Source organism: Fervidicoccaceae archaeon (assembly GCA_038734945.1).
GTDB lineage: Archaea > Thermoproteota > Thermoprotei_A > Sulfolobales > Fervidicoccaceae > ARK-14.
Genome location: JAVYOA010000009.1, coordinates 153351 through 179842 on the forward strand (window position 1 = coordinate 153351; position 26492 = coordinate 179842).

The window sequence follows — 26492 nt, forward strand, 5'->3', positions numbered from 1 at the left end:
CAAGAATTTAGCCATCTTCAATTAAAACCTGGAAAAATTCCAGCAGTTAGCCTTTCTGTTAAACAGAAGGTGCTACAAAAGCCTTTCCATCTGTCCTTATCATTTTAACATGAATCCCGTAAACTTTCTCCAGAAGATCTTCGTTCAGCATATCCTTTGGAGATCCATTGGCAACGATCTCCCCCATTGACATAACGATAGCTCTATCGGCAATTTCAATTGCCTCATTTGGATCATGTGTAGTGAAAAGTATTCCTTTACCTTCCGATGCTAATTCTTTCATCATCTTGAGAACAACAAGCTTGTTTCTGAAGTCCAAATATGCTGTTGGTTCATCGAGAACTATGAATGGAGTTCCCTGTGCATAGGCTCTCGCAATACTGATCATCCTCCTTTCCCCTCCACTCAGCTGAGAGAAGTATCTATTTGATAGTCTCTCAAGACCAAACCTAGAGATAGCTTCCTCAGCAATTTCCTCATCTTCTCTTGAAGGCAGTTTAAGCGGGGAAACATGCGGCATTCTCCCCAGCAAGACATAGTCCTTTACCCTGAGGGGGACATTTCTCATTATTTCCTGTGGAACCCATGCTATCATCTTAGCTCTCTCTCTATCGCTGATCTCAAACACATTCTTTCCATTTATGAATACCCTGGGGGGAGAAGGTCTAATCACACCAAGCGCTATTTTTGTCAATGTTGTTTTCCCGGAGCCGTTCGGCCCCAAAAGGGCTAAAACCTCCCCTCCCCTCAAGGATAAGCTCACATTTCTAAGAGAGAAGCCCGTTTCCAAATATGTATAGCTAACATCGTTGATTTTCAGCTCAGCTCCAGCCATGATATATCCTCCTCTTGAGAAGATAGGCAAAGAAAGGAACCCCTACGAATGATGTGAGCACCTCAAGCGGGAGCTCACTAGGCAGTACAGCTCTCGATATTGTGTCAACTATAAGAAGGAAAGCGGATCCTATAACAGCGGATCCGGGTATTGTGAACTTGTTTGATTCTCCGAAAAGCATTCTCGATATATGTGGGATTACTAGACCTATCCATCCAATTAGTCCGGCAACAACGGTGCTTGCTGCAGCGGGAAGCGTTGAAAGGACAATTATGATTGCCTTGTAAACTTCAACTCTTATTCCAAGAGCCTTTGCCTCCTCCTCTCCTACAACAAATGCGTCAAGCCTCCATCTCAGGAAATAGAGAAGAATGATTGATGGAACGGAAATAACTGTCAGAATCTCAACATCTCTCCAAGTCACAGAAGCCAAACCTCCCATGAGCCAATACGTTATTTGAGGAAGCTTAGACTCTGGATCAGCAACGAATTTTACTAGGCTTATAAGGCTCTTGAAAAGGCTCCCCACAATGATTCCCGAGAGAACCAGATCAACTATTCTCGTCCCTCCCCCTCTCCATGCTATTAAATATGAGGACCCAAGAGCAACAAGGCCTATGCCAAAAGCTATTGCCTGAACCAATGGTAGGGGAAAATCGAGAAGTATTCCAATTGAAGCTCCAAAGCCAGCTCCGGCCAATACACCCAAAATATCAGGGCTTACAAGCGGATTTCTGAAGAGTGCTTGAAATCCTGCTCCTGAAACAGATAGAGAGGCTCCAATCAGCAATGCGGCTAAAATTCTGGGTAGCCTTATTTGAATGACAACGTTGTAGAGAGGACTCTGATTTGCCCCTCCGCCCAAGATTGAGCTTACAAGCACTCTCATGGACTGTACGGGAGCGAAGCCATAGCTTCCCATTCCAAGTGAAACTAGGAAAATAAAAAACAAAATTGCTGCAGCAATGGCAATTTTCTTGTTACCACCTAGCACTATTATATCCACCTAACGCAGAATCCTATTTAATCTGAGAGATCTCGGTGGCATTCAGTCCATATATATTCGTATATAATTGCATTCTTAGCTCAGTTATATTCAGTCCAGCGGTCTCCTCCGGATGTATTATTTTTGCCAAGTAAGCAAGGAGAAGGACAAATCTAGGACTGGTTGGAGTGTACTCTCTGGGTACTTTGAAGACCATTCCGTTTTTCACAGCATTTACGCTTTGCAGCCTCGGATCATTCAAAATATCGCTCGCATTTTGAGATACTCTATAGCTTAGCACTATTATGTCTGGATTCATTTTAACCACATCTTCATAATTTATGAATATGGTGCTCGTGTTGCTTGAGAGACCCTCACTCAAGCTGATCCCTCCTGCATAGCTTATGAGCTGATTTTCTATTCCCTGCGTAACTACTTGAATTCCATTTGTACCTATGCTTCTTATGAAGAGGACTCTTGGATGGGTTGTGGATTTTGATACCATTGACGATATGTTCATTACTGTGCTGTTGAGATAGGAGATAACATAATTCGCTCTTTGCTCCCTATTGAGAGCCTTCCCGATAATAGCTATAGTATTGTAGAGATCTTGTATGCTGTTTGTCCAGGGAACTCCGATAACTGTTAGATTGTGAGCTTCGTAGCTTTGGAGCTCCTGCTGACTTCTTATATATGTAATTATGAGATCTGGAGAGAGAGAAATTAGCTTTTCAAGATCCACGCCGTTTGTGTAGGTTAGCGGTGTGGCGTTTAGGATACTCGGTGGAAAGTTCATTGTATCAAGCCTACCCACAATCAATGATCCTGCTCCCAGGGAGTAGACGATCTCAGCTGACCCTTGATCTAGTACAACTAATCTAGTAACATTCAGCGGAACAGTAACATTCCTTCCCAAACCATCGGTCACAACCACATACTTGCTCTGCTGAGATCCGCTTTGACTTGGATTATGCTGCATTAGCATGTATCCAGCAAATGCAGCAACTATAATTATAAGTACTATCCCTGCAGCCAGAGAACTTTTCAATCAAATCACCAAATTGTGATATTAGATAGCATAATAAAAATTTTTTGTCCAGAATCTATTCCCATTCTTTTTCCCACAATTTACAAAAATTATCACAATTTATCATTTAAAGTAAAAAATAAAAGAGTTGTTAGAGATAGCGTGAAAAGAAGCTGAAAATTTCATTTTCCGCTTGAGGGGATTGGGTTGGTCTCTGCTGCAGTTTTGGGAGCTATAGGAGGAGGGCTTGGCTTTGCCTCAGCTATCTTTGTATACCTGGTTTTAACGAAGCAGGAAATGGGCAATGAGAGAATGATTGAGATTTGGAAAGCAATTAGAGAGGGTTCTTCTGCTTACATGAGGAGGCAAACCAAAACCATTCTACTATTCTCAGTATTCATATCCGCAGTAGTTTTCCTAGCAGTTTACCTCGGATACAGGGCTAAGCTGCTTTCAGCATACCCGCAGCTGGAAGGCGAAGTTCTAAAGGAATCTGCTCTAGTGGGATTCTCGGTCTTTTTAGGCTCACTTTCCTCCATAATAGCGGCATTCTTCAGTATGGATGCCTCTACGAAAGCCAACGTGAGGACTGCAGCGGCAGCTATCAAAAGCCCTCTGAATGCTTTAAAAATTTCTGTTCTTGGCGGATCCATTCTCGGTCTCTCTGTTCCTTCTCTCTCTCTTCTCGCAATATCTGCTTTGTATATAGCATATTCGGCACTCTTCAATGCCTCCATCTATAACCCCCTATCAATTAGGTTTGTCCTCGATAGTCTTGTTGGATTTGCATTTGGTGCCAGCCTCTCAGCCCTTTTCGCACAGCTTGGAGGAGGCATCTATACTAAGGCCGCTGATATAGGGGCAGATATAGTGGGGAAAATAGAAGCCTCCATCCCAGAAGACGATCCTAGAAATCCTGCTGTAATAGCTGACCAAGTTGGAGATAATGTAGGAGATTGTGCAGGAAGAGGAGCAGACATATTTGAAAGCGTCACAGCTGAAACAATAGGAGCCATGATGATCGGGTGGGTGATTTTCTTCATCTTGACTAGTGCCGGGGTGAGCTACGAATACGCGTCAAGATTCATGTTTCTTCCACTTCTGATATCCCTTGTTGGAATAGTATCTACCCTTCCGGGACTACTTACAATAATTCTCCATCGAAAGTACAGGGAACCTATAGAGCCTCTGAGAAATGGAGTGATCGTTTCATCGATAGTCGCGCTGATTCTTTTACCAATTCTCTACAAATATATTCTCCCGGATCTTTGGTTGAACCTATACATAGCCTCTATTGTAGGGATAGCAACAGGAATAGTGATGGTTCTAGTAACCAATTATTATACTGGACTGAGGTCTAAGTCTGTTATAGAGATCGCAGAAAGCAGTCAAAGCGGTCCTGCATTGACTTTTCTTTCAGGACTTAGCGTAGGCATGAGATCTACATTAATTCCCATCATAACCATATCCATTGCTATACTATCTTCCTTCTTCGCGCTATATTCATCATCACTTCCCTTAGCACTCCAGGTGAGCATAGGAGGAGTAAACTTATCAAAGTTCATATATGGCATATACGGTAGTGCCATAGCAACAATGGGCATGATCACTCTCGCTGGGATAATAATGACCTTGGATGGTTCAGGCCCTATAGCTGACAATGCTGGAGGAATAGCTGAGATGAGCGGGATGGAGGAAAGAGTTAGAAAAAGTCTTGAGCCTCTCGATGCTCTAGGGAATGTAACTAAAGCCCTCACTAAAGGCTATGCTATGGGCAGCGCAGCTTTAGCAGCACTTTTACTATTCCAGGCTTTTGTACAGGACTATGTCGCTAGAGATCCCTCAGTTCTCACACAACTTCCAGCATTCTCTTCTTTGACCTTGAACATATCTGGCTTTGCTGAGGCACTGAAGAACTTCTTGGGAGGTCTTGTGATAACTAAGCCTGTAATACTGATATCAATCCTCATAGGCGCAATGCTGCCATACTTCTTCACATCAATGGGTCTGAAAGCTGTTACGAGAGCAGCCTATATGATGGTCGAGGAAGTCAGAAGGCAGTTCAGAGAGAGACCAGGGATACTTGAAGGAAAAGAGAAACCAGACTATTACAGGGCAGTAGATATCAGCACTCAATATGCCATAAGGAACATGATTGCCCCTTCTCTCTCCATAATAATCACTCCTCTTATTCTCGGTACTCTCTTTGGAGGACAGGCTGTTGGTGCACTAGTTGTGGGAGCAACGGCTAGTTCAGTTGTGCTAGGAATAATGATGATGTGGGGTGGGGCTGCCTGGGACAACGCAAAGAAGTATGTCGAGGAGGGTAACCTTGGAGGAAAGGGCTCTCCAGTTCATGCGGCCACAGTGGTTGGAGATACTGTCGGAGATCCTCTCAAAGATACCGTTGGACCCTCTCTGCATATATTGATAAAGTTGCTTAACACAATATCGCTGGTGTTCATTCCTCTCTACATGCTATACTTAATGCAGTCGATTTTTCCATAAAACCAAGAAATTTTTTAATATAAAACTCACTTCAAGGAATTTAGATGGGAAATGAGGCAATTCCTTGCTCTGATCTTAATTTTTACAACTATAACTACAATTCCAATCGAGGGTACATCTCAACAAGGCAACATAACTTACTACTATGCCCTGCTTATATACCCAGAAACAGGCAGCTTCTCAACAGGAAGCTCTCTAGCTAACATTACAGTTATCTTAAAGCAATCTCCATCACCACATGTTGAGCTCCAAGGGGCATTTCCTAGCATTCCTACTAGCGATCTCGTTTCCATAATAGAGGCTCCTGACCCAAGTCATTTTGTTCTGACAACACAGGACGTTTCCCAACTAGTCAGGACAGGCAAGCTGATAAAAAATGAATGGAACCTCACATATGCGGGGAGAAGTGCTTTCCAGCTATCCAATGGAGCATTTGTTGATGGAATTCAGGCAACTATTACTTTTAACTATGGTTCAAAAATCGCCATGTACGATTCATCAAGCGGAGTGCTCGTATGGGAGAGCTTCTATGTATCAATATCTCCGACCAAAGGATACGCTCTATTTCTGGAACTGCTTCCCAGCAGCTCTATTCACGGTGCTCCTCTACCAATTAACAATCTGAGAGTTGTCGAGATCATTTCGGCCATCATAGTAATAACGGCCTTCTACAGCCTTGCCAGCAGAAAAAGATATAGGATTCTATGAAATACTAAATGAAACAAACTCGCTCGGAGGAGTGACTTGATCCTTTACAGAAACAAGAGAAATTAATCCAAGGGAAGCGGAAAGGAAGGAAGCAGTTTTTTCCATTCTGGTAAACCTTCTAATTTTTGCCATGAGATTAATTGCAGGTCTGATGATAAGGAGTAGCGCCCTAATAGCAGACTCTGTTCACGGCCTAAGCGATAGCATCACTTCAATAGGAGTCCTAGCATCATCAAAAATAGCTGCTAAGCCAGCAGATAGGGAACATCCATTTGGACACGGGAAAGCAGCAGATCTCGGATCCCTCTTAATAGGAGTGGTCCTTTTCATAATTGGTGGGCTCTTTTTCCTAAATGGAATTGATGCTCTTCTCAGTCCATCGCCACTGAATACTGATTTTTTTGTGGAAGCTATCGCAGTAACTCTGCTCACAGTCGCCATAAAGTACTACAACTACATGTATGCTAAAAACCTGGCTACTTTAGGCAAGTCCAACCTCTGCATGGCTGATGCTCTTCATCACAAATTGGATGCTCTAATAACTCTTGGTGCCTCAGTTGGAATAACAATAGAAGCCCTCACCGGCATTTCCAGATTGGATGGTATCCTGACAATTATCATATCGGCTTTTGTTCTTTACGAGGGAGGAGAGCTGATAACCAAGATACTTGGTCCACTAATGGATAGAAATGTCGAGGATGTTGCCGAGAGAGTCAGAAGCTTAGCTCTCTCGGTCAACGGTGTTAGAGATGTTGTTGACGTAAAAGTCAGAGAATCTGGAGGAGAATTCCTAATAGAGCTAGTCCTGAAAATGGATGGAGGGATACCCCTAACTGAAGCTCACGCAGTAACGGAAAAAGTCGAGATGGAAATAAGGGAAAAAATTCCCAGAGTGATCGAAGTTCATATACATGAAGAGCCCTCTGTTTGAAGGTCAGACCTGCGCGGGACTGTCATCGTCTAAGCTCCATCCTTTCGAGCAACATCATCCCAAACCTTTAAAATGATTACATAGAATATAAACACTGCTGGGTGAATAAAGTTGTCCTTTGGAAGCTTAGAAGAAAAATTTGCTACTCTTCTTGTCAATTACTGCATTGGAGTGAAGCCTGTATCTGAAATATCAATTTCATCGACTATAGCTGCTATGCCACTTATTACTGAGGTATATAAGAAGATAGTAGATGCAGGAGGTTACCCTAGAATAGTAATAACCAGCGAAGAACTAGTAGAGTATTTTTATAAAAAGGCCCCCATACAGCTTATTGAGTATCTCTCACCAATAGATAAATTCATGGTGGAAAATATAAGCGGGATGATTAGAATAATTGCTCCAACACACACAAAACCCCTCTCTGGGGTGGATCCCGAGAGAATAAAAAAGGTAGCAACCACCAGTAAAGTGCTCAACGATATAATTTTTAAAAGGGATGCTCTTGGTACACTTAGATGGACAGTAACAGCCTATCCAACAAACGCGATGGCACAGGAAGCGGGTTTTTCTCCCCTTGAGTGGAGGGACTTTGTATTCAGAGCAATGAAACTTTTCTCTGAGGATCCGATTGAGGAGTGGAAAAAGCAGGCAAGCTTACAGCAAAAAATAGCGGACTTCCTGAAAAAGGTTAAAGAACTGAGAGTTTTAGCGGAAGACACAGATCTCATTCTCAGATTTGACAACAGAATATGGGTAAACGATGATGGTAAGAACAATATGCCTGGAGGAGAAGTTTTCAGCTCCCCCATTGAAGATTCAGCAGATGGACAGATAACTTTCACATATCCTGCAATATGGAAGGGAGTTGAAGTAAAGGGAGTTAGGCTAAAATTCAGAAAAGGGGAAGTTGTTGAGGCATCGGCTGAGAAGGGCGAGGAATTTCTCAATAAAATGATAACTGCTGATGATGGGGCAAAAAGGCTTGGTGAATTCGCTTTTGGCCTGAACTATGACATAAAGAGCTTCACAAAGGAAATCCTGTTCGATGAGAAAATAGGAGGGACAATCCATTTAGCGCTTGGTTCAGCGTATTTGCAAACTGGAGGGAAGAACATCTCATCAATTCACTGGGACATGATAAAGGATATGAGAAAGGGAAAGGTATTTGCTGATGGAGATCTAGTATATGAAAATGGACAGTTCATAAAAAGCATTATCTAGAGTATTTTTCCTCTATGTATTTTATATAATACGAAGGATTGATATCCTCTCCCAATGATTTTACTAGCAGCTCTCTTGGAGCATATGTAGCTCCATACTTGTGTATTTTCTCTCTTAGCCATTCTCTAATAGCAGCGAAGTCCCTCTTTTCAATGATTTCATCCATTTTTCTGGTTTCATCCTCCATTTTTGCCTTTACTTGAGCTGCTATCACTGTGCCCAAGCTATAGGATGGGAAATATCCAAAGGATCCCTGGCTCCAGTGGATGTCTTGAAGAAATCCTTCAGAGTATTTCCTTGGTCTTATTCCGAGAAGCTCATCCATGAGGTTATTCCATAGTTCTGGAACCTCAGCTGTTTTCACCTCTCCAGCTATCAGCATCCGCTCTATGTTGAATCTCAAGGCTATGTGAAAATTGTAGGTAAGTTCATCTGCATCCACCCTTATGAAGCTCGGCCTGACCAGATTAACATATCTATATATTTCTTCATCGTCGTAGGCTTTCAGCTCCGGAAGCTCCTCTCTCAGGATCCCCCCTATAATAGAGGAAAACGCCCTGCTTCTTCCAACAATATTTTCCCAGAATCTGGATTGGCTCTCATGCACTCCCATGCTAACTCCAGTTCCAATAGGTGTGCCGGACAGAGCTTCATCAATTTGAAGCTCATACAATGCATGTCCATATTCATGTATAGTAGAGAGAATAGTCCTCCTTATGTCGTGTCCTTCATACCTGGTAGTTATCCTAACATCCTTTTGACCCATATTTATAGTAAATGGGTGCGGAGAAACATCAATTCTTGCTCTCCTGCGGGGGAAGCTCAGAACTTCCAGGACCCTTTCATTTACTTTCTTGGCTCTTTCTACATCATAGCGGTAGCTCTCTAGGTAATGACAGCGAGGAAAGTAGTCATCACCCATAACTTTTTCAAGAGCTCTCTTCAGATTTGGAATTATGGCATCAAACATCTCTTTTCCTTTTCTAGTAGTGAATCCTTCCTCGAAATAGTCAATGAGAGCATCGTATGGATGTTCCTCGTACCCTAACTTTTCTGCCATTTCTCTCTCCAAGGAAACAATTCGGTCAAGATAGCTGAGGAACGGCTCAGCCTCGCTCCTCTCCCTGGAGATGAGCCATGCTTCATGTGCTTTCGTTGTCACTTCTCTTAGCTCTGCTATAAGCTTCTCTGGAAGCTTCTTTGCTCTCTCAATTTCCCTATCAAGCACTCTCACAACACCCTTTTCTTGATCCGTCAATCCTTCTCTGCCCTTCGCTTTCTCAACAAGATTCTGAAGGTCCGGAGAAAGCAAGAGCCTATGCTGAAGAACAGCGAGGTGTGAGTATGCTTTTCCTCTTTCCTCAATTCCCTCTGGTGGCATATATGTTTCCATGTCCCACTGTATCAATGATATGGCATAGTTTATACTCCAAATCGGCTTGTAGTTCTCAAGTATTTCTATTATTAACGGATCTGAGAAATACTTTTTCTCCATTTTTTATGACCTCTCTCCAGTGTTAATAAGTAATAAAATGAAATTAAATTTTCTAATAATAAGTTAATCCATATACAGCTAAATGATTTTTTGAAAATCGAGCTAGATAAAATTGAATTCTCTATCTAGATTTTCCGCATTTATCTTCTTGTATCTTTCCAAGCTTCCAACATCGTACCAAATGCCATCATAAACATAGGCATATACTCTCCTCTCCTTCTTCAAAATCAGAGGAACCATATCACCCATTAGATCGAAGCTCTTTCCAAGCTCCTCTACAACATTACTGCTGAAAACTTCAGTTTCCATTAAAGCAACCCCTATTGTAGCATTTATATCAAGTTCGGGCTTTTCAGTCATCTTTCTGACTCTTTTCTCTTCGTCAAGCTCTACGATCCCCACGGGCACAGAATATTTATTGGAAACCACTAGAGTAAGTTCTGAAGCATTTCTCTCGTGAAATGCAATCAAATCATTCAAATCAATTTTTGCCAATATGTCTCCATACCAGATAAGAGCTCTTTTTTTCACAAGTCCCTCGCTTATTGCTTTATAGATAGCTCCTCCTGTGTTCGTGTAGCCATCTGGATCATCAATTGAATACTTAATGTTAGCTCCAAATCTTTCTCCAGCATTGAAATAATTCTTAATATATCGCCACCTATGGTTTAGAAGCATAACTATGTCTCTGATTTCAAATCTGGTCAGCCATCTCACTATGAACTCAAGGACAGGCCTTTCCTCCATCCCTATTGGAATCATTGGTTTAGGGATGAGCTCCGTATAAGGATGAAATCTTGTCCCCTTTCCTCCAGCCAGGACTAAGGCAGTTATATCTTTCATGCCTTTTCACAAGTCTAAAATTCTTAAATGTAAATATAAAAATTTTTAATAATAAAAATTACTGGATTGAAGTCTCTCGCTTCAACCCTAAATCAACCTGCAATAACTCTACTAAATATCTCGGAAATACCTCAGGTATAATTCTTTAAAATTGACACTGCTTTCCTCGCATTTTCCAGCATCCAATGATCGTTATTGAAAAAAATGTAGATTTTTTCTGGAGAAAGATTGAGAGCGCTTTCTATGAGCTCTCTTAGCTCACTTTCGTCGTAGTCATAGAAGTACCAGGATTCTCTTCCATGGAGTCTTAGATACACACTCTTTCCACTTTTTACAATCCAGGTAATTTCTGGTGAATCAACTGAGACAAGAGTGATCCCCTCTTTCTTCCCCCATTCTAAGATTTTTTCATTATAGCAGGTCTCATTTCTGAATTCCACAGCCATTCTCTCTCCCAACCTAGTTTGTTCTCTAAATCGAGACAGCTTCCTGAGAGCTTCCTCTTTGCATTGAAAATTTGGAGAAAGCTGGAAGAGATAGAAATCAATTTTATAATCCAATGGATTGAATATGCTTTTGAATTTCTCCCAAATCGGAAAGGAGCTTTCATTCATCTTCCTTAAGTGCGTTATTAGTCTGTGAACTTTTACTGCCCATCTGATTTCCTTACTTTTGGTAACCCATCCTTTTATTTGGTTGGGGAATGGAAATCTGTAGAAGCTTGAATTAAGCTCAATAGCATTCAGTCCTGAATTCTGCTCATACCACTCAAGGCTTTTCCCCAAATTCCAGTCGTATAACCAACCGCTCGTTCCAACGTAAGCCTTCACTTTCATTTACCAGACATTTTTTCTCTGCTTATCCTTAAATTAATTAAGTTAAGACAAGGGGGATTCTAAGCGGTCTCTTCGTTCTTCTCCACAACCAACATTTTTGCTACTTCTGGCAGGATCTCCCCAGCCTTCCTTCTAACTACTAACTCAGCTTTCCCATCAATGGGTGTAGGGGAATCGTTTATGACCACTGCTTTTGCTCCAGTGCGAATTGCTTCTTGCGGTATCAAAGCTGCAGGATAGACAGCTAGACTTGTGCCTATGATAATTAACAATGAGGAGCTTCTAGCCATAGATAAAGCGTCCAATAGTTCTTTTTCTGGAAGGGGTTCCCCAAAGTAAACAACAGCTGGCTTTAGTATCGAACTACATCTAGGACATCTGGGAGCTTTCTCACTCTTTTTCACCTCTTCCACAAACTTCTTCAAATCTCCTCTGAAGCTGCATCTCAAGCATTGGACCTCATCAAATCTACCGTGTAGCTCTATCACATTTCTACTCCCAGCCTTCTGATGAAGCCTATCGATATTTTGCGTGATAACTCCTTTAACTAAACCCCCAGCTTCCAACTTTGCTGCAGCATAATGAGCAGAGTTTGGAGAAGCTCTAGAAATTGGCACATAAACTTCCTCTAGATACTTTTTCCAGGAAAAATCAGGATCTTCCTGGAAGAACTCAATGCTAAAGATCTCTGGAGAAATCCTTTTCCAAAGACCCTTTGGACCTCGGAAATCTGGGATCCCACTCTCTGTGCTTATTCCCGCTCCTGTAAAGAGGACAACATTTCCTCTCGAACTAGCAATAAGCTCAGCAACTTTCACGATTTCGCTTGACAAGGAACAAAATCCCCCAATTTCTTTTTTTAAGAAAACCAATGTATTAAATACATCAACGAATACAGTCATGTAGGGATGGAAATGAGGGCTACGGCAACTTTGAATGAGATAAGGCTCAGCCGATTAAAGGCTGGAGAATCCGACATTCTCATAGTATACAGCGTAGAATCTAAAGAGTTCACGGCAACTGCTATAGAAAGGAATGGAATGGTTGATCTCGATCTGGAGTGCCCATGCTCACAGAAAAAAGAAGAATTGATCAATCACCTCTCAGAAGCTGCTATCGAGGTAGGCAGAATAAGCATTAAGGCAGGATACAATGGAGGAGAGGAGTGTCTCTCTTGCACGGTGGCAGCAATCTTGACTTCAGCTTATGCTCTAGCTAAAACCATTAATGTCATGGAAGACATCGAAGCTTCACAGGAAATGAGGGCTATTCTGGCTTCATCCCTTCTCGGAGGAATCAATATCTATTCCTTTGGGAGCAGAACACCTGCTCTTCTCAGGTATTTCTATCCATCCGAGTTCATCAAAGCAATTACCATCCAATCTCAGCAATATAGGAAAAATATGGTAGTTTCAAGGGATACAATCTTCAGTATAATTGAGGGCCTCTCCTTAATATATGCAGGAGAAAATGAGCAGGGCACAAAGATTCTCTTGAAGGCATCTAATTCGTTCTATTCTGGTTCAGAGCTACCCATAATTCCCCTAACAACTGGGGATATAATTCTGCTACCCTCATCAACATCTTGCAGTTCATTCCTAATGAGTCTTGGGAGCAAGATTGCGGATTATCTTAAAGACAGAGGAAATATGGCGAGAATTTCCAGGTTGGGAAGAGGAGCAACTGTTTTGATAGATTAAAGCACAATGTACAAATCACACTGCTCTGAGTTATAGCTTAAACAGTCTTAGGATTTACCTCACCTGAAAGCCTCTTCCTTTAGAGCTAGGAGGAGGTCAGGAAAGATAACTGCGGGCAAAGCCTCCTAGGATGATTGTTTGAGAGAAGGATGCTTATAACTTTCTGCTCAATTCCTGGATGCACTTCTACCCCTTCTAGTTCTGGGCATCTAACACCCTTTATAACTAGTCTTCCCTCGTCAGTTATTCCGTAGTATCTATTCGGCGCACCGCTATGTGCAATATTATTAGTTCTTGGAATAACTAAGTATTTGTACAGGGCTTCAATTTTTAACTTCATACCAGTCTCAGCTTCTATTTTCTTTCTCAGCATCTGAGCTTCCTGATAGTCTATTCTATCTCCGGATTTCCAGAGAAAGAGGCTATCTACAATGAAGTGTATCACTTTATAGCCCATTTCCGATGCTACACTCATGGCCATTCTCATTATCTCTCTGGAGATTGAAACAACACTCTCATATGCAAGGACGCTCCCAAACCTCGCATTGCGATAGCCCAGATACCCAAAGCTTGCGACCATTATCCACTTCAATGCCTTTTCTCTTTCAGAATCTATCCATTTTCCGGTTGCTTTCAGCAATTCCCTTCTCTCGACAAGCTTACTGAGCACCTGAGAAACAATGCCAACTCTATCTAGGCATACGCTGTGAAGCGAACCAAGGGGAATTGTCTTCTTGGAGCATCCTGGTCTCTCCACAGTTTCCGGAGATATGTTAAATTTCGCTATAATTGCTGGATATAAGCTTGAGAAATCCAGCTGAAGAGCATTTCTGTACAGGCCAGGCCTTGGCAGTCCCACGAGCCCACCATTATCAGCTCTCAGTATTTCCTCAACACTTCTCCACCCTCCTACTCCCGATCTCACTTTTGGAATCAGCATCTTTCTTTGAAAAGCCTCCAAGGCCTCTATTTCGGTGAGTATCTGACCTATGCTTCTTCTCGCAGTATCTCTCAGGTTTGTAAAGGATATTCTCGATAGCTCAATTAGTCCTATGATACTATCAACAGGATTTCTCCTTTCTTCGATGCATATAGGAGATCCAAGGCTTCTGCAATCTAAGCTTTTACTCTCAATAAGTGATATATGATGTTCCCTTCCAATGCTGGCTACATCCTCATTAAGGAGGCTTTTCCTGTTCATATTGATTCTTCTTTCAACAATTTCTCCTTCCTTCCTCAGCACTGAAGAGAAGAGCACAATTTTCTCGCCAGTTTCCTTCACACGTAGAATTCTGAGCGACGGAATATCTAGCACTAGATCCCATGGATCTTTCCCTTCCCACTGAAGTAATGGTATGCCCTTTCTCATTAGCACCAGTGACTTTGCAGATGGCTGCACGTTTACTCTCTCTATCCCAAGATCTTCCAGCCTTTCGATAAGCTTTAAAAAGCTCTGATAGCAGTCAACTTCAACTCTGACAACTTCTCCCGAGACTTCATACCAAGGAGGTAAAAACCACTCCTCTATAGCAACTTCTCTAACAAATGGAATCCTTTTAAGAGAATTCGCAACTTCTTCGCTTTTAAATCGATGCGGTATTAGGTAGAAGGGATAGCTGCTATTGATCTCTCTTTCGAGCAACTCACCTTCATTTGTAAGCTGAAGCAGTCTTATTTTTCCTCTCAAAAACTCAGCCTTTAGGTTCCATTTTTCCCCCAATTTCATCTATCCTCTTCAAGGCTCTTATCAATCCAGCTAACAGCACGGCATATTCTTTGTCATATGGAGGCACAGCCTTGAAAATAGGAGCAAGATCTATGTATCCATCGAGGATCTCCTCAAACGCCTTCTTTACTTCAGGGTCATGAGCATACTCCATCATTTTCTTCAATCTCTCTATTTCAACTTCTAGAGCCATTCTAGCAGAAGGTATTGTCCTTCCCATTCTCTCCTTACCTCGTTAAGCTCTCTTATAGCTCCTAGAGCTGAGGACTCTGGCCTAGAGGGGTGCTTAATTAAGATTGCTCTATAGCTTCTGCTCCCTCTTCTCTCAATCTTGACTAGTATGCTAGCTGAATGATGATGCATCTTTCCTCCTTCAGGAAGATACCTTCCAAATTTCGTTATTCGATTGAAGAGAACTATTCTCTTTCCTTTAGCTATAGCTTCTCTGAACGATGCTGTAAGGGGAGTCAGCTTCCAATATTCCCTAGGATATTTGGGAGAGTGGACATAGGGATCTATTATGACAATTGTGCCAAGTTTCAGCGATATAGCTTCTCTTATCATGCCTATGGCGTCTTCGAGCCTGAAGGCTCTCGAGATCAGGAGGCCATCTTCTGAGCATCCAAGCGCTCTAAGCATCATTCTCAACATATAGATATCATAGTTCATCGCTCTTTCCTGCACTATGCCTAGTGCAGCTCCACCGTTGCAATGAAAGTTTGCTGTTGCTATATAGGATGCCCGAAGGACTAGATCCAGTTCCTCCCCATAAATTTCAGCAATCGCTCCAGTTGGTATGCAACCTATGATCTGATCTATTGTAGGGATCCCCGTCTCAATGCAGCTATTTCTGGAGAGCTTATCGCATGTACTCATGTTCCTTTCCAAGCCCCAGGAGCTTTAACTCGATATTTTCTTTCAGAATTTCTTGGTAGAAAAGCATAAATGAACGAACTGTAGAGAGAGGGAGGTGATCGAAAGTATTTAACAAAAGGAAGCTTGGCCTCCTTTCCTTTTCCTGCTAAAAAACGAACCTTTCCCTTTGTCAGTTCATTCATATGTATTTTGCATTTCCGGTGCAAAAAAAAAGCAGGGACCTCTTGCTATGAATACATATAAGGAGCAAGCCCTCATGCGAGGTAACTTTTTATTTAATGCTCTCTGTTAGGCCCTTGCTGAGAACTCTCAAGGATTCAACAATTTCATGTACTACTCCATGTTCAGCTCTGGAGACAATTTCAACAGCATTAATTTGCTTATATGCTGAAATCTTGCGAATAGGGGCATAACTAGAATTAATTATTCCTGCTAGCAGTTCAACATCTGCAGCGCTCTCATAGAATAATTCAAATTTTCCTTGTTTTGTTTGAATGGAAGTTGTGTTCAGCCTATCCATTCGACTACCCAGATCTCTAGAGAGAGTTCTCAGCAATCTGCTCTCGCTCTTTTTCACAGCATGAGCATCTCTCAAAATCTTTTTACCTGCCAATTCAATCATTATTGTTACCCTATCTTCATGCTTTAAGACTTTAGCTATTGGATAGTAGAAAAGGGAGTGCTTTGGAGTTGTAGTTAGTAGGACAAATGCCCTCCTTCCATCACCTAGCTTATATTTTGCTCTATATCCAACCAAATATCCTAGAAGCATATACTCTTTATCCTTTGGTCTGAACTCCCTTTCAAGTTCATCTGTGAAATCCTTCATGAACTTTAGAATTTTCTTCCTCATTTTAAAATACCAAAAAACGGAAGCAACTGAAATTATCATGAGAGCAGATAATCCAATAACCTCAAGTAAGAAAACAATTTCCAAGCTTATCATCCTCTTATAACGATAAATGAGTCTTTCAGCTTCACAATATCTTCAAGCTTTGATGGATGTATCCCCAAATGGGGGATCATTATCGATTTAATGGGAATTGAGCTAAATTCTTCAATTATGTTGTTTTGCTCTTCAATCGTTCCAAGCTTTTCAGCTATGTCCTTCGGGAGCACTCTGTTCATTACTAGCAGCTTTGGCTGAACACTCAGCTCACTTTCCAGGAAATTCAAGATCTCCCTCAACTCGAACATTGGAAGCGATTCCGGATTTGTGACTACAACATAGGAGGTCCTAGAAGGATTGCTCAAAGCCTCCCTTACCTCTCGATACGTTTCTTTCATTTCATATAGTTTCTCAAGAGCTGGATCGTTAAGCTTTACTTCTCTACCAAGCGTCTTGGATATCACATATCTCAAGGAAACTATTCTCTCTCTTATTTCAATTAATTTATCTAACCAGATCAAATACAACTTTGGAAGGGCGAGAGTTCTCAGCGAGATTCCAGTGGGTGGCGTATCAATGACTATATACTTGAATTCCATCTTTTTATACATCTCTGATAGTTGTCTCAGAAAAACTTCTTCCTCGACTCCAGGAGCGTGTTTCATCACTTTGACTATATCCTCTATGTTTAATACTGAGAGGGAAGGGAAGAGTTCTGCCAAAAGGTCTGAATATTTTGAGGTCAGTTCCTTGGCAGAAGCCTCGATGTCTAGCTGAGATGCAAATAAATTCTTAAAGACCTGAACAGCTTCCATTGTTTTCTGCAAATTGAGGTACTTCAATATATGCTTTGCCGGATCGAAGCTCACAATCAGTGTTTTTCCATAGCTGCTAAGCTCATAAGCAATCATAATCGATACAGAAGTCTTTCCTACTCCTCCTTTACCAAGAACAACAACAACGTGGGGTTCTCCCTCGAGTGGACTCAGCAATTCAGCTATTTTACTCACCATTCACCACCGAGGGAGGACATGAGATCTCCTAAAACATCATCCCCTCTCACAGCTCTGGACTCAAGAACCTTTATTTCATCCTTGAGGGCTTCCAGAAGCTCCATGCTTAGAATGGGAGAGACTGTTTTTACCCCAACCAATGGACCCAGGACAATTGTCACGAAAGTTGCTAGCATTTCACTATACTCTAATTGCAAAGCACTCACGCTATCCTCGAGAACAGCTCTGTTCATTCCCTTCATGAAGAGAACAAGTTCCCTCAACAATTGCTTCATTGATTTAATCAACTTTGGCACCAGAGAGTCTCCAAGTTTGTTAATATATATTAAAAAAATTAGCTTTTTGCCCTCCTTAATCCGTTTATGAAGAGGGCTATTAACAATATGTCCAGAATGACAGAGATTATCACTATTGTTCCTGCTCCAGCTTGATATAATGCTGGCAATCCAGGTAGCACTGCTAAGAGCCACCAGATTAGAGCAGTTGTCACTGTAACCCACAGGAACAGAGCTGGGATTATCAAAAGCAGCGATGTTTTCCCCTCACCTTCAATATGGCATATGCCCATAGAGACGTTGTGAGAAGAGCAATGGCAGCTAGGAGCTGATTTGTCCCCGAAAATGCCGGCCATATTATATTATAGGCATAGACCGTCATAGTTCTTGTGGTTCCTGGTATGGTGACAACCATTTTAGGATATGCTAGGATTGCTCCTATTATGACAGGTAGAGCTGATGCAAACCATCTATTTGTTATTATCTTGTGAGCTTTCTGGTTTCTTGGCTTGAGCCAATCAAAGAATTCCACCCATGCAAATCTGGCCAGCCTGTCTGCAGCATCCAGGGTTGTCATAACGAAACCCGTTAGAGCCCAAGCGGCGAACGTTTTGAAGCCCAGGAAAGTTGAAGCAAAAACACCTGACCCAAAAATTCTCGACCAGGCTGTTGCTTGTTCCAACCCGTAACCCACTAAGAATCTGTCAATGGCTCCAAGAGAAGTTATTATTGGAGTAGCAGTTGTGTTTATTCCAATACTCTGGAGAGTGCTTTCTACGGGAAGCCCAGTCATTGAGCCAAGCTGAGCGAAATTCCATGCTAGAGCTATGGGCGTAATTACAGCCAATGAAGATACTGCTCCCTCAGTTAGCATTCCTCCATATCCAACAAGGAGTGCATCCAGCTCGTTGGAGAGCTGCTTGGATGTTGTACCAGAGCCAACTACTGAGTGGAAACCAGATAGGGCACCACATGCGATGACAAGAGGGACGGTTGGCCAGAAATATGCAATTAGGGCGCTTCCGGTTGGAGTACCGGGAATTGCACCTATTACTGTACCTGGGCTGTTTTCTTTTTGATATTCATTTGGGTTGTTTATGCGCTTTGTAGCTGTTCATGATTTCCGTCTTGAATGTATTGAGGTACGCTGATGCTGTGTGCCTGTCCAAGCCACGCTTCTTCATCACGACGCTGTGCATGGGTGAGCTTGTGATTCCTCGGGGATCGACTAGAACTGGTTTTAACCCGTACTTCAGGCTCATGACTACCGTGTGATTTAGTAGTACTCCTCGGGCAAACCACCACCATTGTAAACTACTGCAGAAAAGCTTAAAATTTTTACGTAAATAATAGTATTGAAGTAAGGATGAACTCGATGAGCATGGCGAGGAGGACACCTCGTGCACTCTGCTTCGCTGCAGGGAGCTGGGTGAACCGCGGGCAACTGCTGGAGACAAGCTCCCGTAGGCGGGGCTGGGGAAGAACAAGCCGTTGAGAGGTGGACGGCTGAGAGGCTTAACATAAAAGAGCATAGAAGCCAATGAACAACCATCCACCAAGAAACGGCAGCAAATCCAGTATATACAGGTCCTGTTAGAAGTAGGTCAGGTATTATCAAGGCTGCGAGGATAGCTAGCCCAGCAAATACCCACAGCAAATATGCATTCAGATAGTCTCTTGGTTGTAACAGATACCAGACTGGAAGAGCAGCTGCCAGCATGGAATATAGCGTAAGAACAACTATCCATGCCTCATATGTTAGATAGAGTGGTGTTCTCATTGAATAGAAGAATGCTATGACGAGAATAATCAAAGCTATACCTGTTGCTAGCTTAACGCTCAGCCCTGTTCTGTAGACTAGAATTCCAAACAATAGAGCGAGCGGCATGAATATGATTGCTATTGTGGCTGCTGTAGGTGTGCTGACAAAAGTAGATGAGGCCACGCTCAAAAAGGCAGCAAGGACGAGCACGAGAGCAAACCAAACATAGGTTAGGAAAATATACTTGGCTTTTCTCCCCATAATGTTTTCACTCACGCTCATCACAGATAATCCGCCATGCCTAACGCTTGCCATGATTGCCATATAGTCATGAACAGCTCCAATCAAGATGTTGCCTGCGAGAACCCATAGAAGCGGGAGACCCCAGCCCCATACCATTGCGATTGCTGGACCTGTAATGGGCCCTGCTCCTGCTATTGCTGCGAAGTGATGTCCATAGAGTACATACTTGTTCGCTGGAGCATAATCTATTCCATCGAATTTTTCATAGGCTGGTGTGAGCCTATCTGGGCTCGCCTTCACAACTCTTTTCTCAAGAATTTTTTTTACAATCCCGAAAGCCTCGCCCCTTAGGGCGGGGAGGAGGTCAGCGCGCCAATAGCTTCCTTTATTTTCATTGATATCCACCTTTTAAGATGGATATATGTATTTGTGATTTTAAACGATCATATTTAAATTTTTTAAAAAATTAAAAATGAAAGATATAGAGACTAGCAAGTTCCAGCAAGTTCTACATAACAGAAAAGCCACAAATAGATGTTAAAACAATGAAATTATAAGTTATATCATTAAAATTCTGAGCAGATACCATATATATCCCAATATACCGAGAGGTGCTGTTACACCGAAATATCCGAACCAGATAGCAACGGATTCAATAGGAGAAACAATAAGAGCAATTTCGATAGCAGCAGTTGAGGCACGATCGAGGGTATACGCTCCTAGAGCCATGGCAAGTCCTGGATAGAAAGTTCCATAGAGTGCCTTCTCACCCACAATCGCGCTTATTCCCTCATCGTCTCTGTTTTTTATTATAAAGAGCAATCCAACAATGGACTCAGGTACAACAGTAGCTAATGGAACGATTAAGACTGAGAGGGCAGTTTCACTCAATTGAACGATTTTTCCCAGCTGCACTATGCCTCCAATCATCATTTCTCCTCCAAAATAGAGGACAAAAACTGAGGTAACTATCTGCAGGAGGGGCATTCTCAGTTTTAAGAGAGGTTCCTCCTTCAGCGATGTTTTTCCTCTCATCATAAAATATGAATAGATGAAGTATATTGCTATCAATCCAATTCCATAAATCCTCCCATAAATTCCATGAGTTTCTGGATGAAGAAACAATATAGGGATGAGAGGAATCGTAAAAGCAATTAGAGGAACTGCTACAAACCTGTGAACTCTTATGGTCCTAGTTGTCCTTCTCCTCAGATAATAAGCAGCTATAGCTACAGCTACCACAGTTGGATAAATAATTGTGCTCGCCATAAATGGCTGGGCAACTATGGTCCCCCAAGCAACATTTTTCTCACCTCTTAACAAAGCTAATGAGAAAATAGCCATTTCAGGCGCGGAAGTGAAAATCGGAGCGAGAATCATTGCTATGCTGGCACTTGATCTGTTTATTTTCCATGAAAGCCAATCTACCAACTCCTCTATTAGAATCCCAGAAAAAACTACTAGCCCTATGCCCAGAAAAATCTCAAGAAAAGCTTCAAGCAGGGTCATCGCCTTCAACTCCATCCATGGAAAATCGATTTAAACTCCTCAACTGAGAAGGAACCTCTTTTGAAAACAAAAAACGGGAGGAAGATCCTCCTTCTAAATCTCTTAATGGATTCCCAGATAGTGTAGCTGAATACTACTACTCCGACTTCTCCCTCGGTTTTTCTCAGTTCTTCGAGCTTAGCAAGTATTTCCTTTCTATTTCTTGGATCAACAACCGTTACAGAAACCTCCTTATCTGGGAAAATTTCTTTCAATCTGTCAGCTATGTTTGTTTCGTTCTCACTAGCAAGCACTATTAGGCTCTTCGCTTTATTGTAGGAAACGAATGGATATTCTGTATTGACAAGAATTAGATCGCAACCAGAAATGGGCACTCCTGAAATACCGCCCGAGGGGAGAGTTAGTCTTGTAACAACTCTTCTCTCATCTTCAACGTCAGCAATCAAGAGGTCAATTTTCTCCTGCTCAGTTGATGCCAGAAGAGCATCAGGTATTGAATGCGTAACCCTTATAATGAACCTGCTAGGTATTCCTATATCGTTTAAGTGATCTGTTATATCCTTAAGCGGTTTAGCATCCCTCTCCATTAGCTTCGTTCCAAAGACGAGGGGGGTTTGTTCAGGCATCTTTATCAGATGAAGAATATTTATTTCACCGTTCTTTTCCTTAGCTATCTGCGCCGCTATCTGTATTATTCCCATTTTCCTCGTTGCAGGATGAAGAACCATTATTCTATAATCTCTTCTGAGAAGGCTTCCATGTCCCATTATCAATGGAAGTTCGTGCTCGACTTCATATTTGAAAATAAAACCTTTGTATAGGAAAATGCCTAATGCTACAAGCCCCAGTGTTATTAGAGTTGCTATCGGGCTCAAAACTAGGGCAGCAAAGAAGAAAAAAAGCTTCACTAATAGTCCTGCAAGAGGTATGAATGGGAAAAACGGCGTTTTGAAACCGTAGTTCAGCTTGTTTTGGTACATGAGCCTTAGCTTTATGCCAGAGTAATTCACAATGATAAAAAGCAAATTGAAGAGTATTCCTACGATAAAAGCTGAGATAACAACATCCATGAAGAAGGACATCACTGACATAGCTATGGAGGAAAAAAGGATAGCGTTGGCAGGAGTTCTATGTTTCTCATGTATTTCAGCGAAGAACTTCGGGAATTCTCCAGCTCTTGCCATTGCTAGTAGGACTCTCGATGAGGAAAACATAGTAGAGTTTATAGAAGAGAGGACAGTCGCTAAACCCCCAAATGCTATTATTGGGGCACCAAAGCTGAAAAGTAAGGAGGCTGCCTGCATAACTGTTCTATCGCTGTGCTTGAGCGAAAAAGGATAAGCATTTTTCCCAAGGATACCCAAAGTGGCTATTGTTACAAGCAGATAGAGAAATGTAGCAAAAAGTAGGGTAAGCAGAATAGCTCTTGGAAGGCTCTTGAGAGGTGACTTTGCCTCTTCTGCTGTTTGAGCCAGTATCTCATATCCTTCAAAAGCAATGACCACTGTTATCATGGCAATGAATATAGATGGAATATTTGTAAACCGAATACTATCAAAAATCGCTGAGCTCAGGTCCCCCGTAGCTATTCCTCTGTAGGTTCCGAGAATTCCGTATGTGAGAATGATTGCTGTAAAAAACAATCCAATTGATACTGAGAACCACCCAACTCTAGAAGTTCCACTATAATTCAAATAGGAAAATACAAATATCAATAGTATGGAAACCAATCGTTCAAACAAATATGGATTTAGAGCTAACGGTATGCCCATACTCTGGAGAAATTGAGCGAGCATAACAGCGAAGGATAAAGCATAAAACGTTCCAGCCATTGTATGCGCCAACCAATTTATCCATCCAGCAAAGAAGGGAATAGGCCTGGGAGTTGTAAGCTTTGCCCAAAGATAACCTCCTCCTACTTCTGGGATAGCAGAAGTTATTTCAGTATAAACGAGGGCCGTAAGAAGAGCAATTAAGGAACTGAAGCACAAAGTTAGAATTGCTCCAAGCGTGCCGCTCATGGCTATTGTGGGACCTATAAGCACTACTATTGATCCTCCTATAATAGCGCCCAGACCAATAAAGAATGTGTGCAGGAAGCCCAAAGAGCGAAGCAATCTGTATCGTTTCTTTGACAACTGTCTTGTTCACCTCAATTAGATAACCACAACTTTATTTTTCTCATTTCTTCAACTTCGACAAACTAACAATTTTAGTTATTTAACATGGACAGCTAAATAACCTTTTCATTTTTTTCTTAAGAATAAAGTTCTTTTTTCTACTGAAACGAATTAATTTCAATTATAATTCATATCATTAAAATATTTGTTGTACTGATATATTAAAAGAAGAAAGTTATAAATATCGGTTTATACTTTTTTATTATGTAGAAAGTGATGAAATATGTCAACATATCTTCAATGGATGTCACAGGTTCTCAGAGAGGCAATATCTATAGCAAACCTTCCATCAGAGCTTCACGACTTAATATTCAAACCAGAAAGAGTAATTTCGGTTAAGATACCTGTAAAGATGGATAGTGGAAAAATTGTTGTTTTCGAGGGATATAGAGTTCAGCACAACAGCGTCTTGGGCCCATACAAAGGAGGCATAAGATTTCATCCGGAGGTGACGCTGGAAACAGACATGGCATTGGCCTTGGGAATGACCCTGAAGAACAGCTTAGCTAATATACCGTACGGAGGTGGAAAGGGAGCAGTAAAGGTCGATCCTACAAAGTTAAGCCAAAGAGAGCTCGAGGAGCTCAGCAGGGGTTATGTAAGGGCTCTTCACCCCTTCATTGGTCCCGAAATAGATATACCAGCCCCAGATGTCAATACAAATCCTCAGGTAATGGCTTGGATGGTGGACGAATATAGCAAAATAACGGGTAGAAACGTACCGGGAGTCTTCACCGGCAAACCTCCAGAGCTTTGGGGCAACCAGGCAAGAATATATTCAACGGGCTTTGGAGTCGCTGTTATAGCTAAATCAGCCATGGACGAGATGATGGGAGGAATTGAGGGTAAAAAAGTCGCCGTTCACGGTTTTGGAAACGTTGGAAGTTATGCCGCCTATTGGCTAGCAAAGGAGGGTGCCAAAGTTGTAGCAATTTCAAATATATATGGAAGCGTATATGATCCGCAAGGTATAGATATAGAACTAGCAATGAGCAGACCGGAAGTTCTGAGAGATGTGAGATATTACCCAAGAGGGGAAAAGTTCAATGATACAGATGTCCCTCTCTATGCTGATGCTGACATTCTAGTGCCTGCCTCGCTGGAGAACGTAATAACTCCGGAAAAGGTTCCAAGGATTAAAGCAAGGCTGATTGTTGAGGGAGCCAATGGACCAACTATGCCAGAGGCAGAGAAACTCCTATATTCACGAAAGGACTTTCTAGCAGTGATCCCAGATATACTTGCTAATTCTGGTGGAGTGATAGCTTCCTATCTGGAATGGGTGCAGAATCTTAGCTGGTTAAACTGGAGCGAAGAAGAAACAAGAGAAAGGCTTAGAGCAATAATGCTCGACAATTTCAAGAGAGTTATGAACGCATGGAAAAGGTTCAGAGAAAGCAATCCAGACAAACTGGTAACAATGAGAGATGCTTCGTTTGCTCTATCTGTTGAAAGGCTGTATAAAGTGATGAAGCTTAGGGGTCATATTTAATACTGAATAAGCTGAGATTTTCTCTTGAAAACTAAGATAGACCGAATCCTCTTTTTCTGTTTTAAAGCGATTTAAAACGGAGCCTTTTTTATAAAAAGAGAAGTTCAGATAAGAATTGAGAAGTTATTCGGAGTGGTTGCCAGTCCACGAACTTTTATATACTTTCTTGGTTATGCTCTATATCTATGAGCAGTTTGACAATGAATTGGTGATCTGAGATGAGAACAGAGACTGGGCTATTACTTGCTATTATTTTGGCTATCCAACTTCTCGCTTTGCCCATAGTGACTTTAGCAGCTCCTGCAGTGCCTTCGGAAGTAACCTTTTATGAATTTGGTCAAAGCACATGCCCCCATTGCACTGCACTTCTCAATCTCTTCGCTCAGAATTTTCCCAACAATACATACTTTTGCGATATAGCGACTAGTCAGTCCTGCTTAGTAAGATTTTACTCTTGGACCAACTTTTCCGGCTTTCCCCTCAGCGTTCCTCAAACATTTGTTATATACAACAATACTTATATTCTCGGCATAGTTCTCGGAGAAGTTGAAAATGTGACATTTTGGAGCAACATAGCAAATTCCAAGCCAAGTGAAACCCAATTCCCAGTTTACATCGGGGATACGCTTTGGGGGTATATAAATGGCTCTTCCGTTGCTCAGAAGTTTATCATCGATACGTTTCTGTATCCTGCTCACTCAGTGACTACCACGCAACCTCCCTCAAGCACAACAGCCCAAACAGGAGAAGGCATCAGCTATAGAAGCTTTCTAGCGACACTTGCTTCTCTTGCTGTCACTGATGCTGTAAATATCTGTGTGATATCAATCTATACACTTCTACTGATAACTATAGCTACAAGGAAATCCAAGACGAAGGCAGCTCTATCAGGACTCATGTTTACCCTTGGAGTTTTCTTTGGTTATATTTTGCTAGGACTTGGGCTGCTCAAGGTGATTTCCTCCTTTGGAGGAGTACCATCACAAATAATGAGATATATTCTCATTGCATACGGCTTCCTTCTCTTGGCAACTTCAATATATTCTCAGATTAGAAAAATGAAATGCAAAGTGTGCAGGGAGGAAGAAGGATTTCTTGGAAAATTGTTTTCAGTTGGAAGATGGGCAGAGAAATCTCCAGCTCTTCACTTCATATTTGGTCTAATTCTCTCAATTGCTCTTATTCCATGTTCTGCAGGCCCATATGTGGTATTTCTTGCCATGCTTTCCAGCATATCAGGAGTGGCTAAGCTACTCTACCTTTTAGCATATGTAATGATTTTTGTCGCTCCTCTGTTTATTTTCCTTGAAATCGTTGTGCTAACGATGAGAGCAATACCTCAGGAAAAAGTTTCTCTCGTTCGTAACATAGTTGCTCTAATAGCAGGGATCCTTCTAATTATAGTTGCTCTTGGACTCATTTAAACACTCGAGAG

26 protein-coding genes are annotated in these 26492 nt (G+C 41.8%); 8 read left to right on the forward strand and 18 right to left on the reverse strand.

Annotation, left to right across the window (positions count from 1 at the left end; genetic code table 11):
• Window positions 1-58: 58 nt before the first annotated feature.
• The 3 genes from QXR92_05230 to QXR92_05240 are packed head-to-tail and all read right to left on the reverse strand — an operon-like array spanning window position 59 to window position 2868.
• Window positions 59-865, reverse strand: a complete 807-nt coding sequence (locus tag QXR92_05230) for an ABC transporter ATP-binding protein (protein MEM0319401.1) — start codon at window positions 863-865, stop codon at window positions 59-61.
• Window positions 822-1841 carry an iron ABC transporter permease gene (locus QXR92_05235; GenBank protein ID MEM0319402.1) on the reverse strand — a complete coding sequence of 340 codons (1020 nt, stop codon included), beginning with the start codon at window positions 1839-1841 and terminating at the stop codon, window positions 822-824. Before QXR92_05235 ends, QXR92_05230 begins: the two co-directional genes overlap by 44 nt.
• Window positions 1842-1854: 13 nt before the next feature.
• Window positions 1855-2868 carry an ABC transporter substrate-binding protein gene (locus QXR92_05240; GenBank protein MEM0319403.1) on the reverse strand — a complete coding sequence of 338 codons (1014 nt, stop codon included), beginning with the start codon at window positions 2866-2868 and terminating at the stop codon, window positions 1855-1857.
• A gap of 186 nt (window positions 2869-3054) precedes the next feature.
• Here QXR92_05240 and QXR92_05245 point away from each other — a divergent pair, with 186 nt between their 5' ends.
• The 4 genes from QXR92_05245 to QXR92_05260 all read left to right on the forward strand — a co-directional run bounded on the left by QXR92_05245 (window position 3055) and on the right by QXR92_05260 (window position 8218).
• On the forward strand, window positions 3055-5355 hold the full coding sequence (locus tag QXR92_05245; protein MEM0319404.1) for a sodium-translocating pyrophosphatase: 2301 nt from the start codon (window positions 3055-3057) through the stop codon (window positions 5353-5355).
• A 51-nt stretch (window positions 5356-5406) separates the two neighbouring features.
• On the forward strand, window positions 5407-6063 hold the full coding sequence (locus QXR92_05250; protein ID MEM0319405.1) for a hypothetical protein: 657 nt from the start codon (window positions 5407-5409) through the stop codon (window positions 6061-6063).
• Between the two features lie 61 nt (window positions 6064-6124).
• A complete protein-coding gene (locus tag QXR92_05255) occupies window positions 6125-6994 on the forward strand; it encodes a cation diffusion facilitator family transporter (protein MEM0319406.1) in 870 nt (289 codons plus the stop codon).
• Window positions 6995-7105: 111 nt separating this feature from the next.
• Window positions 7106-8218, forward strand: a complete 1113-nt coding sequence (locus tag QXR92_05260; GenBank protein ID MEM0319407.1) for an aminopeptidase — start codon at window positions 7106-7108, stop codon at window positions 8216-8218.
• Here the strand turns inward: QXR92_05260 and QXR92_05265 are convergent.
• The 4 genes from QXR92_05265 to QXR92_05280 form a co-directional block, all read right to left on the reverse strand.
• Window positions 8211-9713 (reverse strand): carboxypeptidase M32, encoded by a 1503-nt coding sequence (locus QXR92_05265; GenBank protein ID MEM0319408.1) that lies wholly within the window; start codon window positions 9711-9713, stop codon window positions 8211-8213. The genes QXR92_05260 and QXR92_05265 overlap by 8 nt on opposite strands.
• Window positions 9714-9815: 102 nt before the next feature.
• Window positions 9816-10556, reverse strand: a complete 741-nt coding sequence (locus QXR92_05270; GenBank protein ID MEM0319409.1) for a nucleotidyltransferase family protein — start codon at window positions 10554-10556, stop codon at window positions 9816-9818.
• A gap of 131 nt (window positions 10557-10687) precedes the next feature.
• Window positions 10688-11392, reverse strand: a complete 705-nt coding sequence (locus tag QXR92_05275) for a DUF72 domain-containing protein (protein ID MEM0319410.1) — start codon at window positions 11390-11392, stop codon at window positions 10688-10690.
• A gap of 59 nt (window positions 11393-11451) precedes the next feature.
• Window positions 11452-12225, reverse strand: a complete 774-nt coding sequence (locus QXR92_05280; protein ID MEM0319411.1) for an NAD-dependent deacylase — start codon at window positions 12223-12225, stop codon at window positions 11452-11454.
• Window positions 12226-12306: 81 nt separating this feature from the next.
• Here QXR92_05280 and QXR92_05285 point away from each other — a divergent pair, with 81 nt between their 5' ends.
• Window positions 12307-13092, forward strand: coding sequence for a hypothetical protein (locus QXR92_05285; GenBank protein ID MEM0319412.1), 786 nt, complete (start codon window positions 12307-12309; stop codon window positions 13090-13092).
• A gap of 85 nt (window positions 13093-13177) precedes the next feature.
• Here QXR92_05285 and QXR92_05290 read toward each other — a convergent pair whose 3' ends face one another.
• The 8 genes from QXR92_05290 to QXR92_05325 all read right to left on the reverse strand — a co-directional run bounded on the left by QXR92_05290 (window position 13178) and on the right by QXR92_05325 (window position 18718).
• Window positions 13178-14818, reverse strand: coding sequence for a DNA polymerase domain-containing protein (locus QXR92_05290; GenBank protein MEM0319413.1), 1641 nt, complete (start codon window positions 14816-14818; stop codon window positions 13178-13180).
• Window positions 14784-15038 carry a hypothetical protein gene (locus QXR92_05295; GenBank protein MEM0319414.1) on the reverse strand — a complete coding sequence of 85 codons (255 nt, stop codon included), beginning with the start codon at window positions 15036-15038 and terminating at the stop codon, window positions 14784-14786. The genes QXR92_05290 and QXR92_05295 overlap by 35 nt, the downstream gene beginning before the upstream one ends.
• Window positions 15002-15694 (reverse strand): hypothetical protein, encoded by a 693-nt coding sequence (locus QXR92_05300; protein MEM0319415.1) that lies wholly within the window; start codon window positions 15692-15694, stop codon window positions 15002-15004. The genes QXR92_05295 and QXR92_05300 overlap by 37 nt, the downstream gene beginning before the upstream one ends.
• A gap of 271 nt (window positions 15695-15965) precedes the next feature.
• Window positions 15966-16631, reverse strand: a complete 666-nt coding sequence (locus tag QXR92_05305) for a hypothetical protein (protein ID MEM0319416.1) — start codon at window positions 16629-16631, stop codon at window positions 15966-15968.
• A 5-nt stretch (window positions 16632-16636) separates the two neighbouring features.
• Window positions 16637-17593 carry an ArsA family ATPase gene (locus tag QXR92_05310; GenBank protein MEM0319417.1) on the reverse strand — a complete coding sequence of 319 codons (957 nt, stop codon included), beginning with the start codon at window positions 17591-17593 and terminating at the stop codon, window positions 16637-16639.
• The gene (locus QXR92_05315) at window positions 17590-17883 is read right to left on the reverse strand and encodes a hypothetical protein (protein ID MEM0319418.1); all 294 of its coding nucleotides are present in this window, start codon (window positions 17881-17883) and stop codon (window positions 17590-17592) included. Before QXR92_05315 ends, QXR92_05310 begins: the two co-directional genes overlap by 4 nt.
• Before the next feature lie 47 nt (window positions 17884-17930).
• Window positions 17931-18086, reverse strand: a complete 156-nt coding sequence (locus QXR92_05320; protein MEM0319419.1) for a hypothetical protein — start codon at window positions 18084-18086, stop codon at window positions 17931-17933.
• 29 nt (window positions 18087-18115) lie between these two features.
• Window positions 18116-18718 carry a carbon starvation CstA 5TM domain-containing protein gene (locus QXR92_05325; protein ID MEM0319420.1) on the reverse strand — a complete coding sequence of 201 codons (603 nt, stop codon included), beginning with the start codon at window positions 18716-18718 and terminating at the stop codon, window positions 18116-18118.
• Here QXR92_05325 and QXR92_05330 point away from each other — a divergent pair.
• Window positions 18699-18950, forward strand: a complete 252-nt coding sequence (locus tag QXR92_05330; protein ID MEM0319421.1) for a hypothetical protein — start codon at window positions 18699-18701, stop codon at window positions 18948-18950. The two genes, QXR92_05325 and QXR92_05330, sit on opposite strands and share 20 nt — an antisense overlap.
• A 197-nt stretch (window positions 18951-19147) precedes the next feature.
• On the opposite strand, the gene QXR92_05335 is transcribed toward QXR92_05330, so the two are convergent.
• The 3 genes from QXR92_05335 to QXR92_05345 all read right to left on the reverse strand — a co-directional run bounded on the left by QXR92_05335 (window position 19148) and on the right by QXR92_05345 (window position 23523).
• The gene (locus QXR92_05335) at window positions 19148-20281 is read right to left on the reverse strand and encodes a carbon starvation CstA family protein (protein ID MEM0319422.1); all 1134 of its coding nucleotides are present in this window, start codon (window positions 20279-20281) and stop codon (window positions 19148-19150) included.
• A 153-nt stretch (window positions 20282-20434) separates the two neighbouring features.
• Window positions 20435-21385 (reverse strand): sodium:calcium antiporter, encoded by a 951-nt coding sequence (locus QXR92_05340; protein MEM0319423.1) that lies wholly within the window; start codon window positions 21383-21385, stop codon window positions 20435-20437.
• A 5-nt stretch (window positions 21386-21390) separates the two neighbouring features.
• A complete protein-coding gene (locus tag QXR92_05345) occupies window positions 21391-23523 on the reverse strand; it encodes an amino acid permease (protein ID MEM0319424.1) in 2133 nt (710 codons plus the stop codon).
• A gap of 265 nt (window positions 23524-23788) precedes the next feature.
• Between QXR92_05345 and QXR92_05350 the strand changes: the two genes are divergently transcribed.
• The gene (locus QXR92_05350) at window positions 23789-25057 is read left to right on the forward strand and encodes a Glu/Leu/Phe/Val dehydrogenase (GenBank protein ID MEM0319425.1); all 1269 of its coding nucleotides are present in this window, start codon (window positions 23789-23791) and stop codon (window positions 25055-25057) included.
• Between the two features lie 218 nt (window positions 25058-25275).
• The gene (locus tag QXR92_05355) at window positions 25276-26481 is read left to right on the forward strand and encodes a hypothetical protein (GenBank protein MEM0319426.1); all 1206 of its coding nucleotides are present in this window, start codon (window positions 25276-25278) and stop codon (window positions 26479-26481) included.
• Window positions 26482-26492 lie beyond the last annotated feature (11 nt).

Coding starts and splice junctions, on each gene's coding strand:
- QXR92_05340 (MEM0319423.1), bottom strand. CDS start 21,385: ATGACCCTGCTTGAAGCTTTTCTTGAGATTTTTCTGGGCATAGGGCTA.
- QXR92_05295 (MEM0319414.1), bottom strand. CDS start 15,038: ATGGGAAGGACAATACCTTCTGCTAGAATGGCTCTAGAAGTTGAAATA.
- QXR92_05270 (MEM0319409.1), bottom strand. CDS start 10,556: ATGAAAGATATAACTGCCTTAGTCCTGGCTGGAGGAAAGGGGACAAGA.
- QXR92_05250 (MEM0319405.1), top strand. CDS start 5,407: ATGAGGCAATTCCTTGCTCTGATCTTAATTTTTACAACTATAACTACA.
- QXR92_05355 (MEM0319426.1), top strand. CDS start 25,276: ATGAGAACAGAGACTGGGCTATTACTTGCTATTATTTTGGCTATCCAA.
- QXR92_05285 (MEM0319412.1), top strand. CDS start 12,307: ATGAGGGCTACGGCAACTTTGAATGAGATAAGGCTCAGCCGATTAAAG.
- QXR92_05290 (MEM0319413.1), bottom strand. CDS start 14,818: ATGAAATTGGGGGAAAAATGGAACCTAAAGGCTGAGTTTTTGAGAGGA.
- QXR92_05265 (MEM0319408.1), bottom strand. CDS start 9,713: ATGGAGAAAAAGTATTTCTCAGATCCGTTAATAATAGAAATACTTGAG.
- QXR92_05350 (MEM0319425.1), top strand. CDS start 23,789: ATGTCAACATATCTTCAATGGATGTCACAGGTTCTCAGAGAGGCAATA.
- QXR92_05300 (MEM0319415.1), bottom strand. CDS start 15,694: ATGAGTACATGCGATAAGCTCTCCAGAAATAGCTGCATTGAGACGGGG.
- QXR92_05275 (MEM0319410.1), bottom strand. CDS start 11,392: ATGAAAGTGAAGGCTTACGTTGGAACGAGCGGTTGGTTATACGACTGG.
- QXR92_05330 (MEM0319421.1), top strand. CDS start 18,699: ATGGGCGTAATTACAGCCAATGAAGATACTGCTCCCTCAGTTAGCATT.